The following is a 17792-nucleotide window of genomic DNA, read 5'->3' as shown; positions in this document are numbered from 1 at the left end:
CCCCCCCCCCCCCCCCCCCCCCCCCCCCCCCCCCCCCCCCCCCCCCCCCCCCCCCCCCCCCCCCCCCCCCCCCCCCCCCCCCCCCCCCCCCCGCCCGTATCACCTACGTGGTGGACATGTTCGCGCTGGCCGCATACGTTCCCGCCATGGTCGAACGACGAGCGATCCTGGGCGGCTCCAGCTTCGAGGAACAGATCGGGTACGCCCGCGCGGTGGTCGACGGCGACCAGGTCCACGTCTCCGGCACCACCGGATTCGACTACCCGAGCATGACGATCTCCGACGACGTGGTGGAGCAGGCCGAACAGTGCCTGCGCAACATCGAGGCGGCGCTGACCGAGGCGGGCTGCGGCTTCGACGACGTGGTCCGGGTCCGGTACATGTTGCCCGACCGGGCGGACTTCGAGCCGTGCTGGCCCACCCTGCGCCGCCGGTTCGGCGACGTCCGCCCGGCCGCGACGATGCTCGTCTGCGGCCTCGCCGACCCCCGGATGAAAATCGAGATCGAGGTGTACGCCCGCCGCCGCGCGGACCGGCCGTGACGGGGCCCGGCAGGTCGACCCGAGACCGCTGACGACCCGTGGTCCCGCGCCGACGAACCGGTGCGGGACCACGGGTACGAACCACTTCGGTCAGGTCGCGCAGACGGCGTACGCGCGCACCTTCCAGTTGCCGCCGAAGCCGTTCTCGTCCTCGGCGGCCCGTACGGTCACCGTCGTCAACGAGGTGGCCCGCATCTCGGTCAGGCGTACCTCACCGTTGCCGCCGACGATCTCACCGCCCACCCCGTGCACCCGCTTGCCCGCCGGGCAGGTCGCGGTGACCGACCGGTTGACGGTCGAGTCGAGGACGCTGTCGACGATCACCCGCTGCTCTCCGACCAGCGGGTCGGCGCAGATGACGGCGACGTCCAGCGACCAGTTCTCCGCCAGGTTGTTGCCGGCCTCGACGCCCGCCACCGTGACGCTGGTCTGGTTGACGCGTACGTCCTCCAGCAGCACCTCGCTCGACCCGGAGCCGAGCGCCAGGGCCGCGCCGCCGCCGCCGATCGCGCGCTTGCCCGCCGGGCAGAACAGCTCCAGGAACTTCGGGTTGACGGAGTTGACCGCCGAGTGACCGGTGATCACCTGAAGGCCGGAGGGCGGTGGGGCGCAGAGCGCGCTGGCGGTGACCGCCCAGTTGCCGGCGACGCCGTTGCTGTCCTCGCGGCCGGTCACCGAGTAGAGGTTGGCGTCGACCAGCGGCAGCATGATGTCCATGCCGATCTGGCCGGGGCTCGACCCGGTGATCGCGCCACCGCCGCCGATGACCCTGGTGCCCGCCGGGCAGACCGAGCTCTGCGTCTTGGCGACGCTGTCACTCGGTCCGAACGTCGTCCGGAGCGTCAGGCCGGGCACCGCGGCGACCGGGCCGACGAGCGCCAGCTGGCCGAGCAGGACCGCACTCAACGCCGCGCCCCCGGCGACCGTCCAACGCGCCCACCGGCTTGATGTCATCCCGTTCTTCATGGTTTCTCTCCCCTGGTTCGTATGTCGGAACTGACTGGATATCTGGTGTCGTCGGTGCTGGACGGTTCAACGGTCAGGGCGTGACCTGCTGGATCTCGACCGGCACGGAATCCACGCCGACCAGCCCGGTCGAGTCGAAGACCTCCAGCCACACCGAGTACGTGGTCGTGGTGGTCCCGCTGGGCAGCAGGCCCAACTGTCCGGTGAAACCCGCGCAACTGTTCGGCACGACCTTGTCGTCGATCGGGCCACCGGTGGGCACCGCGCTGCCCTGGCAGAGCACCTTCTTGACACCGCCGTCGCCGTACGCGGTCCACCGGTAGCGGGTCCCGGCGAGCGCGCCGTCCTCGGCGTCGGTGCCCGCACCGACGAACCCGACCGACATCGGCCCGGCACCGATCGTGGACAGCTTCAGTGCCGCCGCCGGCTGGCTGATGGTGGCGGTCGGCCGGGACTGCCCGGCCGGCACCGACGTCACCGTGAAGGTGCGCTGCGCGACGGCGCCGCCGGCCGTGAACTCCACCGTGTACGACCCCGGGGTGACCGACCCCGCCGGTAGCAGGGTCTGGTGACCGGTCTTCTGGAGGACCACCGTGTTGCCCCGGCGGACCTTCCAGGATGCCTCCCCGTCGAGCACCGGTCCGAAGACGTCGGGGTCGATCGAGGTGCCGACCAGGCTGACCGACTGACCGGCGGCGAGCGTCAGCCCCAACGGTGGCGAGATGATGGCCACCGTCGTCGGGCTGTCCACCACCTTGACGGTCACCGTCGCCGAACCGGTGCGTCCCAGGCTGTCGGTGGCGCTGGCCGTGATGAGGTGGGTACCGGCCGACAGCGACGGCACCACCGTCATCGAGTCGTCGCCCAGCTCACCGTCGATGTTGCTGGTCCAGGTGAGCGGGATTTCCTGGCCGAGGAAGTCGGTCGCCGTGCCCCACAGGTCCACGCTCTGGTTCACACCGAACTGCTGCTGGGTCTTTGGCGTGCTGATGGTCACCGAGGGCTTGTCGACCTCGACCCCCAGCGCCTCGGCGACGGCGGCCAGGGCGTTGATCCGGCGCTGGCTGCCGGCCACCTTGGCGCCGAGCCCACCGACATGGGCGGTGTTGTTGAGGATGTCGCGGACCTCGGCGGAGGTCAGGCTCGGGTCGGCGGCCATCACCAGGGCGGCGACACCGCCGACGAACGGCGCGGCGACGCTGGTACCGCAGGTGGTCTTCGTCGCGTTGTTGGCTGGCTCGCCCGGATCGACGAGGCCCTGCACGCACATCGGGCCGTAGATCTCCACCGAGGTGGTGAGGTCCTTGGTGCCGAAGTTCGATCCACCCGACACCGTCGCGTCCGTGTTCATGCCACCCACGCAGAGGACGTGCGTGCTCTCGCACGGCACCCAGAGCGTGTCGCCGTCGACGTTCGTGCCGTTGTTGCCGGCGGCGGCGACGATCAGCGCTCCGGTGTCCCGGACGTGCTTCATCCGCCGGTCGGTCCAGGTACGGGCCCAGGACGTGCCGAGCGTCACGTCGCGGGTGAAGCTGAGGTTGACCACGTCCGGGTGGGTCGACTCGGCGGCCTTCTCCAACCGGCGCAGCACCGTCCAGTAGTCGATGCCGTTGCGGACGGCGACCAGTTCCTCGACCACCGGCCCGGCCGGGCCGGCGGTGCCGTAGTCGTTGTCGACCCGGCCCATCCCGGCGAGCGTCACGTCGGTGCCGTGCCACGGGCAGGGCGTACCGTTGGTGCAGTCGTTGGTGTTGGCCTGGCCCCACTCCGCCTTGTGCAGGGAGACCTTGCTCGGGAAGTCGGGGTTGGACTGGAACCCGCCATCGAGTACCAGGTACTTCACCTGCTTGGTGAGCTTGCCCTTGGACTCCAGCAACTGCCAGGCCGGGGCGACGCCGGTGTCCATCGCACCGCCGGCACGCATGAACGACCAGTCGAAGACGTTCTTCCCGATGCCGGGAGCCTCGAACACCTCGCCGTCGACGATGCCGGACGGCTCCACCAGCCAGTCGAGGACGAGTTCGGTTCCCGCCCGCCACTCGGCCGCCGCCAGCGCCAGCAACCGCAGCGCCCGCTCGTCGCCGACCCGGTACGCACCGGACTGACCCGGTTCGGCGGCGAGCAGGTCGGCGACGAGTCCGGCCGGGTCGGCGCGGTCGGCGTCCACCCGTACCAGATGGTCCTGCCCCTGCGCGTCCGGCGCGAACGAGTCGAGCACCTGCCCGCCCCAGCGGGTCAGGAAGGCGTCCAACTCGGTCTGGTCGGCCGTCCGCACCATCACCTCGTCGAGTACCAGGCCGGCCGGCGTGCCGTCGGGTCCGGCGACCACGCCGATCTCCCGATCGGTGCCGAGCCGGCCGACGGGATCGATCGCCAGGCGGGGTGCGGCGAGCCCCTGGTCGACCCGGAAGACCAGTGGTTCCGTACGGGTGGTGCCGGCCGGGCCGCTCGGTGCCGGCGCCGCTGCGGCGTCCACTCCGGTGCCGGTGAGGAGCCCTCCGGCGAGCGCCGCCACGACGGCGGTGGTGACCAGGAACCGGCGTGGGCCGGCGACCGGTCGCTGGGTGGTACGTGTCAGAGTCATGAGCCTCTCCTCGGTGTCGGCGGTGCGGTGACACCGGTAGGAGAGCCGGCGGGTCAACATGCCAACAGAAAGACCCCGGAAAGTTTTTTCTTCGTTCTACTGGACCGGCTACCGCATGGGTTTGGTGAGGAGTTGGGGGCACGGATGGACGGGGCGGCACCGGACGACAGGACGCTCGTCGAGGCGATGCGCCGGGGCGATCGTTCCGGGCTGGAGGGCCTGTACCGGCGCTACGCCGACCGGCTCTACACGTACGCCCGGGTGATGCTGCGGGAGCCGGAGGCCGCCGCGGACGCCGTCCAGGACGCGTTCCTCACCGCCGGCCAGCGCATCGACCAGCTCCGCGACCCCGACCGGCTCCGCCCCTGGCTGTACGCGATCGTGCGTACCGAGTGCCTTCGGCAGCTGCGGGAGCGGTCCCGATCCTCACCCCTGGACGAGGCGGACGAGCCGGTGGCCGACACCGCCGATCCCGGCACCGGCGTCAACGCCGACCAGGTACGCGACCTCGTACACACCGCGGCCGCCGCCCTCAGTCCCGGCGACCGCGAGGTGGTCCACCTGGCGATCCGCCACGACCTGTCCGCCGTCGAGATCGGCGCGGCCCTCGGGGTGCCCGCCAACCACGCGCACGCCCGCCTTTCCCGGGCCCGGTCGCAGCTCGAACGGGCGCTCGGCGCGTTGCTCGTCGCCCGCAGCGGGGCACGGGACTGCCCGGCCCTGGCCGACGTGCTCGACGGCTGGCAGGGCCGGCTCACCCCGACCCTGCGCAAGCGGGTCTCCCGGCACATCGACAACTGCGCCGGCTGCGGGATTGTCCGGCGAGAACAGCTCAACCCGGCGGCGCTGCTGTCCGCCTACACCGCACCGGGGTTCCTCGTCGTCGCCGACAGGGTGTGGACCAGCCTGGCCGAGGCCGATGCGCACGAAGGCCCGACCGACACCTCCGACGGCGCTGCCTCCGACGGCAACGCGTCCGGTGGCGACGCGTCGGCCGAGGACGTGTCGGGTGGCGGCCTGCCCGCCGACGCGGCCGGCGGCCGGGTCGAGGTCGAGCCGTCCACCGCCGAGTCGACTGCACCTTCAGCCACCGCACCTTCTGCCACCGCGCCATCGGCGTCTGCGGCGCCGACCGGAGCGGCGGACGGCTCGTCACCTTCGGGGGCGACCGCCGGGCCCGGGGACGGACCGACGGGGGACGGACCGACGGTCGAGCCGGCTGGCGGCTCAACCATCGGGCCGGGCAAGGGATCCGCCGAGGAGCGGGCTGACGATTCGGCCGCCGCGCCGGCCGCCGCCGGTGGCGGGGCGGTGCGAGGTGCCGGAGCGCATCCCGTCCGTCCGACCTCGACGGCCAGCCGCGATCGGCGCCGCCGACGGCTGGCCGCGACCGCCGGGGTGCTGGTGCTCCTCGTCGCGACCGGTATCTGGGCGATCGGGACCGGCCGGCCGGGCACCGAGGAGACGACGGCGACCTCCGGTGTACCGGCCGACCGTGCGGGAGCCGCCGCACCGGTCGGCGGGCCGGCGAACCCGTCGGTCGCCACCACCACCGGCCCCGCGGACCCGTCGGTGCCGGTGACCGGCCCGGCCGACACCGGCGGCGCGTCCGCCGACCCGGCAATGCGGGACGTCCCACCGGTCGACGCCGGACCGGCCGCTGTTCCGGGCCCGGCGACCGCATCGACCCAGCCGCCGACGGTGCCCCGGCCGACCGCGCCCCGCCCGTCCGCCGCCGCGCGGCTGGCCGCGCCGTTCACCGTGACGGCGAGCGCCCACGTGCGCTGCGGTCAGGGCAGCTACAGCCTGGTCGTACGGGCCACCGGCAGTGCCGCGATCAGCACCGCGCAGGTGCGCTGGACGCCCGCCGGGGGTACCGCGTCGAGCCGGGCCATGACGGTGGACGGGTCGTCCGCGCGGGTGACCGTGGGACAGCTGCGCGCCTCCACACTCACCTGGAGTGTGCGGGCGACCGACGGTGACGGACGTACGGCGCAGAGCCCGTCGTACCAGGTCGTCGACCCCTGCCTTCAGCCGGGTTAGGCTAGATGATCTATTCCAAGGGGTCCGTGGTCGTACGCGGTCAGGGATCGTAGGACTGGCTGGTCTGTGTGCCAGTCGTGCCAGATCACGGCGGTCAATGCGAGGACGCGTTGCAGGACGCGTACGGCCACGCCGGCTGGGGTGCGTCCGCCGTGTTGCTCCAGGTCGAGCTGTCCTTTGAGGGTTTGGTTGACCGACTCGATGTTCTGGCGCAGCGCGCGTAGCAGCGTCCGCCCGGGTCGTAATTGTTCTGTTCTGTATGCGGGTCGGATCATGCTCACGCCGCGTTCGGCCAGTAGTCGCTCGGTCGCGGTGTCGCGGTAGCCCTTGTCCACGATCAGGATCAGCCCGTCGGGGTGGGTCAGGAGACGGTCGTTGTCGAGGTCGCCGCCCGCACCTCTTGGAATAGATCGTCTAGGACACGTGAGGTCGGGCTCGCTCCAGATCTAGGATTCTCGATCGTGATAACCACACCGGGCACGATCCGAGTCGCGATCCAGATTCCACCGTCGCGGGCCGATTATGCGGCCATCCGGCGGGCCGCCGGGGAAGCTGACGCGCTCGGGGTCGACGCGATTTTCAACTGGGACCATTTCTTCCCACTCGGCAAGGACACGTCCGGCAAGCACTTCGAGTGTTGGACCATGCTCGGAGCATGGGCCGAGTCGACCAACCAGGCCGCGATCGGCGCACTGGTCAGCTGTGTCGCTTACCGCAACCCCGACCTGCTCGCCGACATGGCACGCACGGTCGATCACGTCAGCGATGGCCGGTTGATCCTCGGCCTCGGCGCAGGCTTCCGGGAGTGGGAGGCCCAGGAGTATGGCTTCGAGTTCGGCTCACCGGCTCAGCGTGTGCAGCAACTGGCCGAGGCTTTGGAGCGCATCGAACGCCGATTTGCCCTTCTTAACCCGCGTCCGATCCGGAAGGTGCCGATCCTGGTGGCCGCCGACGGACCGAAGGCTCTGCGACTGGTGGCTCGGTACGCCGACATCTGGCACACCTTCGCCGATGACGACGTCTTCAGCGAGAAGTCCCGTCAACTTGACAGTTACTGCGACGAGCTGCAGCGCGATCCGGCCACGATCGAACGAGCGGTGTTCGTAGAGGGCGACCCGTGGACCATCGGAGCGCAGATGCGCGAGCGCGGCGCCGGCATGTTCACCCTGATGACACGCGGGCCGGACTTCAACCTGGACGAGCTGCGCCGCTGGCTCGCCTGGCGCGACGAGCAGAACGCCCAACCGCGACGGTCATGAGGAGACTGAAGTACCGGCGGTGCCGCCCGTCGAGCGGAACATCGACCCCTGTTCGAATTCGGCCTGGACCTCGACCCGCATCTGCACGCTGCTGGCCGCCGAACCCACCCGGTAAGCCCTGAGTGGCGGGTCGGGCGGCCGGAGTACCGCGTTCGTGGTACGCACCCCGGTGCCCGGCTACGTACAGTGGCCGGATGGGAGGCGGGACCGTGGCCGCTGTGTCGCTCGGCGGTGGTCGAGGACGTCGCTGGGCGGTGGACGCCGGGATCGCGGCTGCGGCCGGGGTGGTCACCGCGTACCGGTTGGCGGTCGTGGCGGTGCAGCCGGGCGCCGGAGGTGACCCGGCGGCTGATCGCCGCCTATGCCGACGGCCCGCAGGTGCCCGGCCTGCACACGCTGACCGCCCGTGAACGCGAGGTGGTGACGCTGGTCGCGGACGGGCTCTCCAACGCGGAGGTGGGCATGCAGCTCGGCATGAGCGCGGCCACCGCGAAGACGCACGCGAACCGGGCGATGACCAAGCTCGGCGCCCGGGACCGGGCCCAGCTCGTGGTGTTCGCCTACCGCGGCGGGCTTGCCGGGCTACGACGACCGCGGTAGCGCACCGCCGGGCAACCGACCCGGGTCAGTGTGGTCCGCACAGGCCGGGTGACCGCTGACGTGCCGGACGGACGGCCTCGGGCCAGGGCAACGTTCCTCGTGTACCGCGGTGGGCTCTCCGGTGTACCGCGGCCGAGGTAGCGGCGCTGCCACGATCAGCGGATTTGCCCGGCGCCGGGCGACCACAACGTCGTACGCATGGTGTTTCTCATTCTCGGCCCGGCGCTCAACTTTGCCGCCGGCTTCTTCTGGCTCCACGACAGTCAAGGCGTCACCAGCGGCACCTTGACGGCCCTGGGGATCACGTGCTGGCTGATCGGCCTCATCGCGCTCTACGAACAGCTACGGCCCCGCGCCCCGCGCTATGTCGCGACCGCCCTGCCCCTGACCGTTTTCGGCGCGACCGGAGGTCTGGCGTTCTCGATCCAGTCCATCCACGAGGAGATGTTCGGCATCTCGCACACGGCGGCCGTCGAGCGGCTCAACGAATTCCCGCTCGCCGCGAACGCCCTCTACTGGGCCTGCGGCCCGCTCTTCCCCCTGGTGCTCGTGGCGCTCGGGGTGATGCTGCTCCGGCTGCGGGCAGCCCCCGTGGCGATCGGTGTCCTCGTCGTCCTGGGTGGCCTCGCGTTCCCGCTCAGCCGGATCACCCGGGAGGCGTCCATCGCACACGTGGCTGACCTGCTTCTACTCCTTCCCTTCCTCTACCTCGGCATCCATTCCCTGTACCAGGCATCGCGCCGGCCGGCGCAGTCGGCAGCCGCCTCCGGATAGCCGGCGACTGCCATCCCCCACCTTTGTCAGGGGCCCTCACGACGCCTGGTACCGGCACTCCTGCCTTTCATGATTCTGGAGAGTTCGGCCGGTGCTGGCGAGCCGAGCTCTCCACGATCGTGGGGACGCGCCGGACTGTTCGCGGGACGGGGCGGAGCCCTGGCCGAGACGGTCGGAGAGCCGACCGACGGGATCGACGTCGGTCGTTGACGGAGTCGACGGCGAGTGGCGAGGATGACCTTTGATCGATCACCGCGAACGAAGGGGACCCCATGCTTCGACGTGGCCTCGTGGCCGCCCTCCTCGCCACCGGACTGCTGGCCGCCGCCGCGACCCCCGCGCAGGCGATCCCGCCCGGTGAGAGCCTCATCGTGTACGCCTACTACTCCGACCCGGCCAAGACCCAGCTGATCGGGCAGCAGTGGTCCGGCTGCGGCCAGCCCTCGGGCAGCTGGGGGACCCTGTCCGGCTACCGGAACCTCTACTTCACTCCCTGCTGATCGGGGGCCGCGTACCGTCCCCGGCGACGGGTGGGTCTGCTGCCGGGCCGCGATGTCGGTGATCGCGGCCCGGCGCGTCCGGTCGCCGTGACGTTTCGCTCCGAGTTTCCGGGGAATGCCGCTGGCCGCCCGAAGCGTCTCTGCCAGCGGTGTAGGGGGAAAGAATGGCCTTGGCCAACGCGGCACCGGACTATTTCAAACCGACGGACGGAATGTTCCTCGCGACCCTGCTGATCGTCCGGGACCTGGACCGGTCGCGAGAGTTCTACGAGCGGGTGTTCGGCGCCACCTGCGTCCACGAGAGCAGCCCGCTGATCATGAAGTTCTTCAACAGCTACATCATCATCAACGTCGAGGGCGGCCCCACGGACGACAAGCCGACGGTGCAGGCGAAGGCACCGGCCGACTCCGACACGTTGAGCTGTGCGATGAACGTCCGGGTCACCGACATCCGGAAGCTCTACACGGAGTGGAAGGCCCGCGGCGCGGACTTCCTCACCGAACCGAAGGACCACGGTACGGAGATCCGCTGCTACCTGCGCGACCCCGACGGGTACCTGGTCGAGATCGGCCAGGGACTCTGACCGGCCCGATCCACCCCGCCGGGGCGCGCGGTTGCAGGGTGCGAGGTTCCGCCCCCTGACACTTCGGTAGCTCAGCGCGGGACCAGCTCCACCATCGCTATCGACGGGTTCGGCAGGTCCAGCGTCACCTCCACGATGCCGTCGGCCGGCTCCACCGTCTCCGTCGAGGTCGGATCGAGCCGGTCGTCGGCGGCCAGGGCGGCCCACTGCTCGTCGGTCGGCCAGTCACCGCCGCCCATCTCCCGCCACCGACCGGCGACGTTGCCGTGGGTGTCGTCGACCCGCCACACCCGCAGGTCGTACGTCCGATCGGCGAGCCCGGTGACCCGTACCCGGACGGTCCGGTCGAGCGTGGGATCGCCCTCGCTGCGGGAATGGTCGAGGGTGCCGTTCCAGAGCAGTACGCCGACCGTGCCGTCGTCGCCGCGCGCGGTCCACGACTCGACCAGGCTGTCGGCGCCGTCGCCGGAGAGCGCGCCCGGCAACGCGGTGTCGCCGAGCCGTTCGGCCAGCGTCAGCGCCCAGAACTTCGGCTTCGCCAGGTTGCCGACGGTCAGCAGTCCGAACCCGCCGTGCAGGAACCGCGCCGGCCGCCCCAACTCCTCGAAGTGGTCCGAGGCCACCCACGGCGCCAGGGACTCGATCCGACCGGCCGCCGACCGCATCCCGCGCAGCAGGAACGTCGCCGCGAACACCCGGTCGTTGATCTCGTTGCCGTGGGTCGCGGTGACGCCCCACTCGGTCCACCACAGCGGCAGCTCGGGCCGTCCCCGGCGGTCGGCCAGACCACGCAGATCCAGTGGCGGACTGCCGTAGATGTGGGTGGACAGGAAGTCGACCGGGTTGTCGACGAGCAGTTGCTCGTCGACCCAGCCGACGGCGGCCGTCGCCGGTCCACCGACCCGCAGGCCGCCGTCGACGTCCTTGACCGCCCGCGCGGTCACCTCGTACAGGCGCCAGTAGTCGGCGGGAGTGCCGGACCAGAACACGGACAGGTTCGCCTCGTTCCAGACCTCGAACGCCCAGTTGTCGCGTACCTCGTCGAGCCCGTAGCGGTCGACCAGGTGCGCGACGAGCGCCCGTACCAGGTCGGCCCAGCGGGTCCAGTCCTTCGGCGGCGAGATGATGCCCCGGTAGGCGAAGACCGTCCTGTCCGGATCCGTCGCCAGGTCGCGCGGCATGAAGCCGAGCTCGACGATCGGCCGCATCCCGAGCGCCCGGACCGTGTCGTAGACCCGGTCGACACCGGTGAAGTCGTGTACCGGTTCGCCGTCGACCTCCCGGTACACGCCGAGGTCGTCGCAGAGGATGCCGTGGGCGCGCACCGTTCGCACGCCGAGCGTGTCATGGGTGCGGCGCAACGCCTCGCGCAGCTCCGACCCGATCTCCCGGCCCCCGGTGCGCTCGGTGCTGAGCAGATGGGAGAGGTGCTCCGACCCGACCATGAAGCGCCACGGCCGCGGCAGCGGGCCGCCGTCGGCGTCCGCCGCGACCTCCAGCAGAAGCGGGCGTACGGTCTCCGCCGCGTCGAGCGCACCGCCCCTCACCGGAACACAGAGCGGGCCCATCGCGGTCACCGTCGCCAGCGGCGCGACGGCGTACCAGTATTCGCGGGCGGGCTCGATCGTCGTGTCCGCGTACGGGCCGTGCGGCACCGCGAGGACGTCACCGCCGCCGTGGTCGACCACGGTGAACGGGCCGGTGGAACTGGTCGCGCGGTGCACCGCGTACCCGATGGCGCCCTCGACCGGGTCCCAGCGGAGGGTGACCTGACCACGGCCGCCGACCGCGACGAGCCCGGTGGGCGCGGGCAGGTCGGCCTCGACGGCCTCGCCGGGCGCGCGGTCCTGCGCCCCGCCACCGCCCATCAGCTCGACCCACTGTGCCCGCGCCTGCGTGCCGATGTCGCCGACCGTCATGAGCGCGACCCCCGCAGCTGCGGCAGATCCTGGTGTGCGGGCACGTTGAACGTCTCCTTCGCGATCAGGGGGCGGATCCGGTGTTCGAACTGCGGCGAGACGAACGCGCGGCGGAGCAGGTCGTCGGCGAGTTCGTTGCCGAGCGCGCCCATGATCATCGCCTGGTCGAGCGAGAGGTAGCGCTTCGCCACGGTGCCGCTGCCGACCGCGATCGCGTCGTAGAAGCCGCCGGGGCCGTAGGAGTCGAAGTCGGCCCGCAGCCGGGCCAGGTTGTCGACGACCGGGCCCTTGGCGTACGGCAGGGCGAGGAACGCCGCGTGCGGGGTCACCACGCCGTCGCCGTACTCGGGCGCGGGACCGGCCGGGCGGCAGTCGCCGAAGCCGGCGTCGTACGTCGACTTCTCCACGTCGGACGGGTAGCCGTCGGTGTCCATTCCCATCGCGTCGACACCCCAGGCCAGGTACCCGCCGGCCGGGTCACTCGCGGGGGAGAAGCCCCAGTAGCCGTAACCGGCGTCGTCCAGGCCGTGTTCGATCTGCCCGGCGACGGTCGCCGGGTGGTTGCGGCCCCAGCTGTTGGGCGCCCACCGCGCCTCGGGTACGAACAGGTCCGGCATGAGCGCCTCGAACATGTCCCCGCCCCAGCTCGGCACGAACTGGATGCCCCGGTAGCGGTAGGCGCCCTCGTAGACCGGCACGCCCTCGTGCACCGTGTCGAAGCCGACCGGCTGCATCTCGTGCCAGCTCCAGTCGCAGCCGGCGGGCAGCGTACGCATGGTGTGGTAGTAGGCCGAGGGTGGGATCTGCCCGGCGGCGATGCCGAGGTACGTCGCGATGCGCGGCTCGGTGACGGTGATGTCGTAGTGGTTGCAGGTGAACCAGACGCCGTCACGCTGCAACGAACAGCCCGGCGGTGGGGCGTCCCAGAAGCCGCCGGCGATCAGCCCGCTGGCACCGAACGGGGTGGTCGCGGCCGGGTTGTAGTAGAAGCCGAAGTTCATCTTCCGCAGGATGCTGTCGGCCCTGTCCCGCAGCTCCGGTACGCCGCCCTTGACCACGTTGAGCGCGGCGGCGAGCCATCCGTTGTCGACGCTCGACAGGAACGGGTAGATCCGGCTGCCGTCGTCGGGCCAGACCGTGACGACCGAGCCGTCTCGGGGGTCGTACCAGTTGTAGTACATGCCGCTGGGGGTGTGGTGGTCGAGCCCGGCGAGCGTGTCGAGGGTCTTCGCGACGCGGTCGCGCGCCTCCTTGCGGGAGATGATCCCGAGTTCGCGGGCGACGACCGCCGACCACAGGTAACCGCCGATGTTGGTCGGCGACGTGTAGGTGGAGCGGCCGCCGACGGCGAGGTCACCGGTGATGTTGTCGGCGACCAGACCGGTGCCCGGGTCGGTCATGGCGACCATCGAGCGCCAGGTGTCCCTGGCGTAGCCGAGCAGTGCCCGGTCGGCACCGCGCGCGTCGGGGGCCGCGACGGCGGCGGTACCGCTGGCGAGCAGCAGCGTGATCGAGATGAGGGGAGCGAGCAGACGTCTCATGGGTCTCCTTACGTGCGTGGTCGGCGTGGGTCGGCCTACTTGAGTCCGGTGGTCGCGATGCCGCGCAGGAAGTGCCGCTGGAGGAACAGGAACACGACCAGCACCGGCAGTACGACCACGACCGCGCCCGCGAGCAGCAGGCCGAAGTCGGTACGGTTCTGGCCGACGCTGTAGAGCGCGAGGGCCACCGGCAGCGTGTACCTGTCCTCCGTGGTGGCGACCACGAGTGGCCAGAGGAAGTTGTTCCAGGACGCGAGGAACGTGAGGATCCCGAGGGTGGCCAGCGCCGGTCGGCACAGCGGCAGCACGATCCGCCAGAAGATGCGGAACTCGCCGGCCCCGTCGATCCGGGCCGCCTCGATGAGGTCGTCGGGGATCGACTGGAGGAACTGCCGCATCAGGAACACGCCGAACGGGCCGGCGAGGAACGGCAGGATCAGTCCGGCGTACGTGTTGGTCAGGCCCATGTTGCTGACCAGCACGAACTGCGGCACGAAGGTCACCATGCCGGGCACCATGAGCATGCCGAGCACGACCAGGAACAGCAGTCGTTTTCCCGGATACCTGAGCTTGGCGAGCGCGTAGCCGAGCAGTGAGCAGAAGAGCAGGTTGCCCACGGTCACGGCCGTCGCGACGAGTGCCGAGTTGAAGAAGTAGAGCGGGAAGTCGAGCCGGGAGAACAGCTCGCGGAAGTTGTCGAGCGTGGCCGTCTCCGGCCACCACGTGGGCGGCACCCGCCGGATCTCCGCCTCGGGCTTGACCGCCGACAGCGCCATCCAGACGAACGGTCCGACGACGGTGAGCAGGCCGAGGCCCAGTACGACGTGGAGCACGGTACGCGCGACCCGGTCCCGCTGTCGTTGCCCTCGGGGGGTGTGTGTCGTGGTCATCGTGGTCAGTCCCTCGATCCGAGCAGGCGGAACTGCACCAGCGACAGCGCGACGATCGCCACGAAGAGCACGTAGCTGCCGGCGGCCGCGTAGCCGTAGTTGCCGAACCCGAACTGGTTGTAGATGTGGTAGCTGACCGACAGGGTCGACGACAGCGGACCGCCCTGGGTCATGACGAACGGCTCCTCGAACAGCTGGAGGTAGCCGATTCCGGTGACCACGCCACCGAAGAGCAGCGTCGGGCGCAGCAGCGGCAGGGTGACGCTGCGCAACTGCTGCCAGCGGGTCGCGCCGTCAAGCGTCGCCGCCTCGTAGAGTTCGGCCGGTACGGTCTGCAGGCCGGCCAGGAAGATCACCATGAGGAAGCCGAAGTTGCGCCAGGTCGCCATGACGATCAGCGACGGCAGCGCCAGCTGCGGGTCGAACAGCCAGCTCGGCCCGTCGACCCCGACCAGCCGGAGCAGGTTGTTGACCAGGCCCACCTCCGGGTCGAGGAGAAAACGCCAGACCACCGCGATCGCCACGATGCTGGTCACCACGGGCAGGTAGAAGCCGACCCGGAACAGCGCCCGGAAACGGACCAGCCCCGAGTTGAGGGCCACCGCCGCGGCCAGCGCGATCACGATCGTGAGCGGCACGCCGACCACGACGAACACGAGTGTGTTGAGCGAGGAGCGCAGGAACAGTTCGTCGCCGAACAGCCGCGTGTAGTTGTCGAGGCCGACGATGTTGACGGCGAACGGGTTGCGCAGGTCGGTGGAGCGCAGGTCGGTGAAGCTCATGAGCAGCGACACCAGCACCGGCACCGCCATGAAGACGAGGAAGAGCGCGGTGAAGGGCGCGGAGAAGGCCCAGCCGGTCAGCGCGCGACGTAGCCGCTGCCGCCGCCGGACCGACCGGGCGGGCCGGTCCGGGCCGGTCGCACGGGGCACCCCGGTTGTCCCGGTCGGCCGTGCGGGTGCCGTCGCCGCAGGGGCGCCGGTCACCGTCAGCTCCCGGTTCCGATGGCGCCGGCCTTCTCCTGGATGGCCTTGGCCGTCGTCGCCGGGTCGGTGTTCGACTTGGCGAGCTTCTCGACCTCGATGTCGAACGCGGCCGCGATCTGCTCCCAGGTCGGGATCGCCGGCGGCGCCTTCGCGTCGTCGAGCTGCCGGCCGAACGCCGCGAGGACCGGGTCACCGGAGAGCGTCGGGTCGTCCCAGGCCGACTGCACCGCCGGCAGGTCCTTGACCGCCTGGTACCACCGGACCTGCACCTCGGGCCGGCTCAGCCACTGGACGAACTTCCAACCGCCGTCGCGGTTGCCGGCATCCTTGAAAACCGCGAGGTTGCTGCCGCCGATGAACGAGGTCGAGGACTTCTTCATCGGCATCGGCGCCACCGCGTACCGGTTCGCGAAGCCGGCGCCGCCCTGCTCGTTGAGGATGCCGACGTGCCACGGTCCGGAGATGAACGCGCCGATCTCACCCTTGACGAAGCCCGGCTCCAACGAGCCCTCGGGCAGCTCGGTCGGGGACAGGCCGTCGGTGAAGAAGGACTGGTAGTAGGCGAGCGCCTCGGTGAACTCGGGGCTGTCGAAGGTCAGCGCGTCCTCGGTGGCGACGGTGGCGCCGTTGGACCAGGCGAACGGCATGACCGACTGCCAGCTGCCGGTCTTGCCGGGCTGGAGGTTCATGCCCCACGTGGCGCCGGCCTTCTCCTGCATGCCCCGGGCCATCGCCCTGAGGTCGTCCCACGACTTCGGGCCGTCGGGGAAACCGGCCTGCGCCGCCAGGTCCTTGCGGTAGTAGATCAGCCGGGTCTCGACGTACCAGGGCACGCCGTACGAGGTGTCGCCGACCATGGTGGTGTCCCAGGCACCGGGGAAGAAGCTGTCCCGCTCGACGACGTCGGGTGTCGGGTCGAGGGCACCGGTCTTGGCGAACTCGCCCTGCCAGGTGGTGCCGATCATCGACACGTCGGGGGTCTGCTTCGCGGCGATCGCGCTGGCGATCTTCTGATGCGCGGCGTCCCACGGCACCGCGGTCACGGTGACCTTCGCGTCGGGGTTCTCGGTGGAGAACTCCTTCGCGAAGTCGGCGAGTTTCTCGCCCTCGGCACCCATCGCCCAGACGGTGATGTCGCCGCTCGCCCTGCCCGCGCTGACGCCGCGCGCCTGCTCGTCGCCGCCGCCCGCGTCGCGGCCGCAGCCGGCCAGTGCGACCGACGCGGCCAACGCGACCGTGGTGACGGCGGCGAACCGCAGGTGTTTTCTCCTCATGTCGTACCTCCGAGGGGATTCGGGGTTTCCAATGGGTGTGGCCCGCAGCTGCGCCGGATGACGAGCCGCGTGGGAAGGGTTCGTCGTCGCGCCGCGGCACGCCGGGTGCCGGCCTCCCGTTCGGCGATGCGTCCGTGCAGCCAGCGGGCCGCGGTCGCGCCGAGTTCGCGCATCGGTTGGGAGACGGTGGTCAGGCCCGCGAACCGGGCGGCGAGCACGTCGTCCCACCCGGTCACGGCAAGGTCATCGGGTACGGACCAGCCGGCCGCCTCGGCCGCGAGGTGTACGCCGAGCGCGATCTCGTCGTTGGCGCAGACGACCGCGTCGGTTGCGTGTCCGGCCAGTTCGGCGCCGGCCCGCTCGCCGGCCTCGACGTCGTAGGCGCACGGGATACAGCCGGGGGCGGGGAGCCCGTGGGATCGCAGCGCCCGGACGATCCCGGCGTAGCGGCCGGCCGTGTCCGGGGAGGCGGCCGGGTCACCGAGGAAGACGATCCGCCGGTGCCCGTGTGCGGCGAGGTGGGCGGTCAGCTCGGCGGCCGTGCGCTCGTTGCGGGTGCGGATGGTGTCGATGCCCTCGACCGGCGGGCGGGCCAGCAGCACCAGCGGGGTGCCGGTGGCGGCGATCGTCCGTACGAGAGCGTCGTCGACGGTGTTGCCCATGACGGCCAGCCCGTCGACCCGCCCGGCGAGCTCGACCACGGCCGCCTCGGCGTCCCGCCGCCCGTGGGTGGCCAGGATGAGGACACTGCGGCCGAGTTCGGAGGCCACCTCCTCGTAGCCGAGGACGACCTCGGCGTAGTAGGGGCCGGTCAGGTCGGGGAAGACGATGCCGTTGGCGGCGTGCCGGCCTTCGGCGAGCGAGCGGCCGAGCCGGTTGGGGGTGTAGTTGAGCTCGTCGACGGCCTGCTTCACGCGTTCCCGGGTGGCTGCGGTGACCAGTTCGGGGCTGCGAAGCGCGCGCGACACGGTGGCGATCGAGACGCCGGCCCGGCGGGCGACCTCGTAGATGGTCACCGCCCTGGGGCCCGCCTTCGACTCTGAAAGCGCTTTCATCGCCACGGCGGGCCAGGTACCCCGACCTCACGGATCGGAAACAACGAATCTTCGATACGCACCTAGCGACAAATCACCCCTGAGCGCCAGGGCCCGTACGGATCCCGAGGGCCGGCGGACGCGGGTCGGCGGGCAGGTACGTGCGGCGTCGCCCCGCCGGGGGCCCGCGGGTACACAGATACCTTGATCGATTTGGCTCTGAACCGGTCATCCGGTAACTTTTTCGGAGTCAGCGGGGCACCGGACAGGAACCGCCGGGTTACACCGGGGTTGTA

15 protein-coding genes and 1 pseudogene are annotated in these 17792 nt (G+C 70.9%); 7 read left to right on the top strand and 9 right to left on the bottom strand.

Features of this window, described 5'->3' with window-relative positions; genetic code table 11:
- Positions 1-146 precede the first annotated feature (146 nt).
- Positions 147-542 (top strand): RidA family protein, encoded by a 396-nt coding sequence (locus ACZ6QQ_RS36625; RefSeq protein ID WP_465882629.1) that lies wholly within the window; start codon positions 147-149, stop codon positions 540-542.
- Positions 543-632: 90 nt separating this feature from the next.
- Here ACZ6QQ_RS36625 and ACZ6QQ_RS36620 read toward each other — a convergent pair whose 3' ends face one another.
- Together ACZ6QQ_RS36620 and ACZ6QQ_RS36615 are read right to left on the bottom strand one after the other, a co-directional pair.
- A complete protein-coding gene (locus tag ACZ6QQ_RS36620) occupies positions 633-1496 on the bottom strand; it encodes a hypothetical protein (protein WP_465882628.1) in 864 nt (287 codons plus the stop codon).
- Between the two features lie 85 nt (positions 1497-1581).
- Positions 1582-4092: a S8 family peptidase gene (locus ACZ6QQ_RS36615; RefSeq protein ID WP_465882626.1), complete on the bottom strand. Its 2511-nt coding sequence runs from the start codon at positions 4090-4092 to the stop codon at positions 1582-1584.
- A gap of 144 nt (positions 4093-4236) precedes the next feature.
- Between ACZ6QQ_RS36615 and ACZ6QQ_RS36610 the strand changes: the two genes are divergently transcribed.
- On the top strand, positions 4237-6135 hold the full coding sequence (locus ACZ6QQ_RS36610; protein WP_465882624.1) for an RNA polymerase sigma factor: 1899 nt from the start codon (positions 4237-4239) through the stop codon (positions 6133-6135).
- Here ACZ6QQ_RS36610 and ACZ6QQ_RS36605 read toward each other — a convergent pair.
- Positions 6132-6494, bottom strand: a pseudogene (locus ACZ6QQ_RS36605) (IS982 family transposase); the annotation flags it as partial. The gene ACZ6QQ_RS36610 and the pseudogene ACZ6QQ_RS36605 overlap by 4 nt on opposite strands.
- A gap of 102 nt (positions 6495-6596) precedes the next feature.
- Here ACZ6QQ_RS36605 and ACZ6QQ_RS36600 point away from each other — a divergent pair.
- From ACZ6QQ_RS36600 to ACZ6QQ_RS36580, 5 genes are all read left to right on the top strand, one after another.
- The gene (locus ACZ6QQ_RS36600; RefSeq protein ID WP_465882622.1) at positions 6597-7394 is read left to right on the top strand and encodes an LLM class F420-dependent oxidoreductase; all 798 of its coding nucleotides are present in this window, start codon (positions 6597-6599) and stop codon (positions 7392-7394) included.
- 336 nt (positions 7395-7730) lie between these two features.
- Entirely contained in the window at positions 7731-7994 is a 264-nt protein-coding gene (locus ACZ6QQ_RS36595; RefSeq protein ID WP_465882621.1) for a response regulator transcription factor, read from the top strand.
- A 198-nt stretch (positions 7995-8192) separates the two neighbouring features.
- A complete protein-coding gene (locus ACZ6QQ_RS36590) occupies positions 8193-8768 on the top strand; it encodes a hypothetical protein (protein ID WP_465882619.1) in 576 nt (191 codons plus the stop codon).
- A gap of 272 nt (positions 8769-9040) precedes the next feature.
- Positions 9041-9268 carry a DUF6289 family protein gene (locus tag ACZ6QQ_RS36585; protein ID WP_465882617.1) on the top strand — a complete coding sequence of 76 codons (228 nt, stop codon included), beginning with the start codon at positions 9041-9043 and terminating at the stop codon, positions 9266-9268.
- A 164-nt stretch (positions 9269-9432) separates the two neighbouring features.
- Positions 9433-9852, top strand: coding sequence for a VOC family protein (locus tag ACZ6QQ_RS36580; RefSeq protein WP_465882615.1), 420 nt, complete (start codon positions 9433-9435; stop codon positions 9850-9852).
- Positions 9853-9923: 71 nt separating this feature from the next.
- On the opposite strand, the gene ACZ6QQ_RS36575 is transcribed toward ACZ6QQ_RS36580, so the two are convergent.
- Genes ACZ6QQ_RS36575 through ACZ6QQ_RS36550 form a run of 6 tightly spaced genes read right to left on the bottom strand, consistent with a single transcriptional unit; the run spans position 9924 to position 17478 of the window.
- Positions 9924-11771, bottom strand: coding sequence for a GH39 family glycosyl hydrolase (locus ACZ6QQ_RS36575; protein ID WP_465882613.1), 1848 nt, complete (start codon positions 11769-11771; stop codon positions 9924-9926).
- Positions 11768-13312 carry a DUF3131 domain-containing protein gene (locus ACZ6QQ_RS36570; protein WP_465882612.1) on the bottom strand — a complete coding sequence of 515 codons (1545 nt, stop codon included), beginning with the start codon at positions 13310-13312 and terminating at the stop codon, positions 11768-11770. The genes ACZ6QQ_RS36575 and ACZ6QQ_RS36570 overlap by 4 nt, the downstream gene beginning before the upstream one ends.
- A 35-nt stretch (positions 13313-13347) precedes the next feature.
- The gene (locus ACZ6QQ_RS36565; RefSeq protein ID WP_465882610.1) at positions 13348-14202 is read right to left on the bottom strand and encodes a carbohydrate ABC transporter permease; all 855 of its coding nucleotides are present in this window, start codon (positions 14200-14202) and stop codon (positions 13348-13350) included.
- A 5-nt stretch (positions 14203-14207) separates the two neighbouring features.
- Positions 14208-15188, bottom strand: coding sequence for a carbohydrate ABC transporter permease (locus ACZ6QQ_RS36560; RefSeq protein ID WP_465882609.1), 981 nt, complete (start codon positions 15186-15188; stop codon positions 14208-14210).
- Positions 15189-15190: 2 nt separating this feature from the next.
- Entirely contained in the window at positions 15191-16462 is a 1272-nt protein-coding gene (locus tag ACZ6QQ_RS36555; protein ID WP_465882608.1) for a sugar ABC transporter substrate-binding protein, read from the bottom strand.
- Positions 16459-17478 carry a LacI family DNA-binding transcriptional regulator gene (locus ACZ6QQ_RS36550; protein WP_465882606.1) on the bottom strand — a complete coding sequence of 340 codons (1020 nt, stop codon included), beginning with the start codon at positions 17476-17478 and terminating at the stop codon, positions 16459-16461. Before ACZ6QQ_RS36550 ends, ACZ6QQ_RS36555 begins: the two co-directional genes overlap by 4 nt.
- Between the last annotated feature and the right edge of the window lie 314 nt (positions 17479-17792).

This window comes from Micromonospora sp. NPDC049529, assembly GCF_055586685.1.
Note: the sequence above shows the minus strand (reverse complement) of the source record. Positions and strands in the feature narration are given on the sequence as shown.

Coding starts and splice junctions, on each gene's coding strand:
- ACZ6QQ_RS36565 (WP_465882610.1), bottom strand. CDS start 14,202: ATGACCACGACACACACCCCCCGAGGGCAACGACAGCGGGACCGGGTC.
- ACZ6QQ_RS36580 (WP_465882615.1), top strand. CDS start 9,433: ATGGCCTTGGCCAACGCGGCACCGGACTATTTCAAACCGACGGACGGA.
- ACZ6QQ_RS36570 (WP_465882612.1), bottom strand. CDS start 13,312: ATGAGACGTCTGCTCGCTCCCCTCATCTCGATCACGCTGCTGCTCGCC.
- ACZ6QQ_RS36590 (WP_465882619.1), top strand. CDS start 8,193: ATGGTGTTTCTCATTCTCGGCCCGGCGCTCAACTTTGCCGCCGGCTTC.
- ACZ6QQ_RS36615 (WP_465882626.1), bottom strand. CDS start 4,092: ATGACTCTGACACGTACCACCCAGCGACCGGTCGCCGGCCCACGCCGG.
- ACZ6QQ_RS36620 (WP_465882628.1), bottom strand. CDS start 1,496: ATGACATCAAGCCGGTGGGCGCGTTGGACGGTCGCCGGGGGCGCGGCG.
- ACZ6QQ_RS36585 (WP_465882617.1), top strand. CDS start 9,041: ATGCTTCGACGTGGCCTCGTGGCCGCCCTCCTCGCCACCGGACTGCTG.
- ACZ6QQ_RS36555 (WP_465882608.1), bottom strand. CDS start 16,462: ATGAGGAGAAAACACCTGCGGTTCGCCGCCGTCACCACGGTCGCGTTG.
- ACZ6QQ_RS36610 (WP_465882624.1), top strand. CDS start 4,237: ATGGACGGGGCGGCACCGGACGACAGGACGCTCGTCGAGGCGATGCGC.
- ACZ6QQ_RS36575 (WP_465882613.1), bottom strand. CDS start 11,771: ATGACGGTCGGCGACATCGGCACGCAGGCGCGGGCACAGTGGGTCGAG.
- ACZ6QQ_RS36625 (WP_465882629.1), top strand. CDS start 147: ATGGTCGAACGACGAGCGATCCTGGGCGGCTCCAGCTTCGAGGAACAG.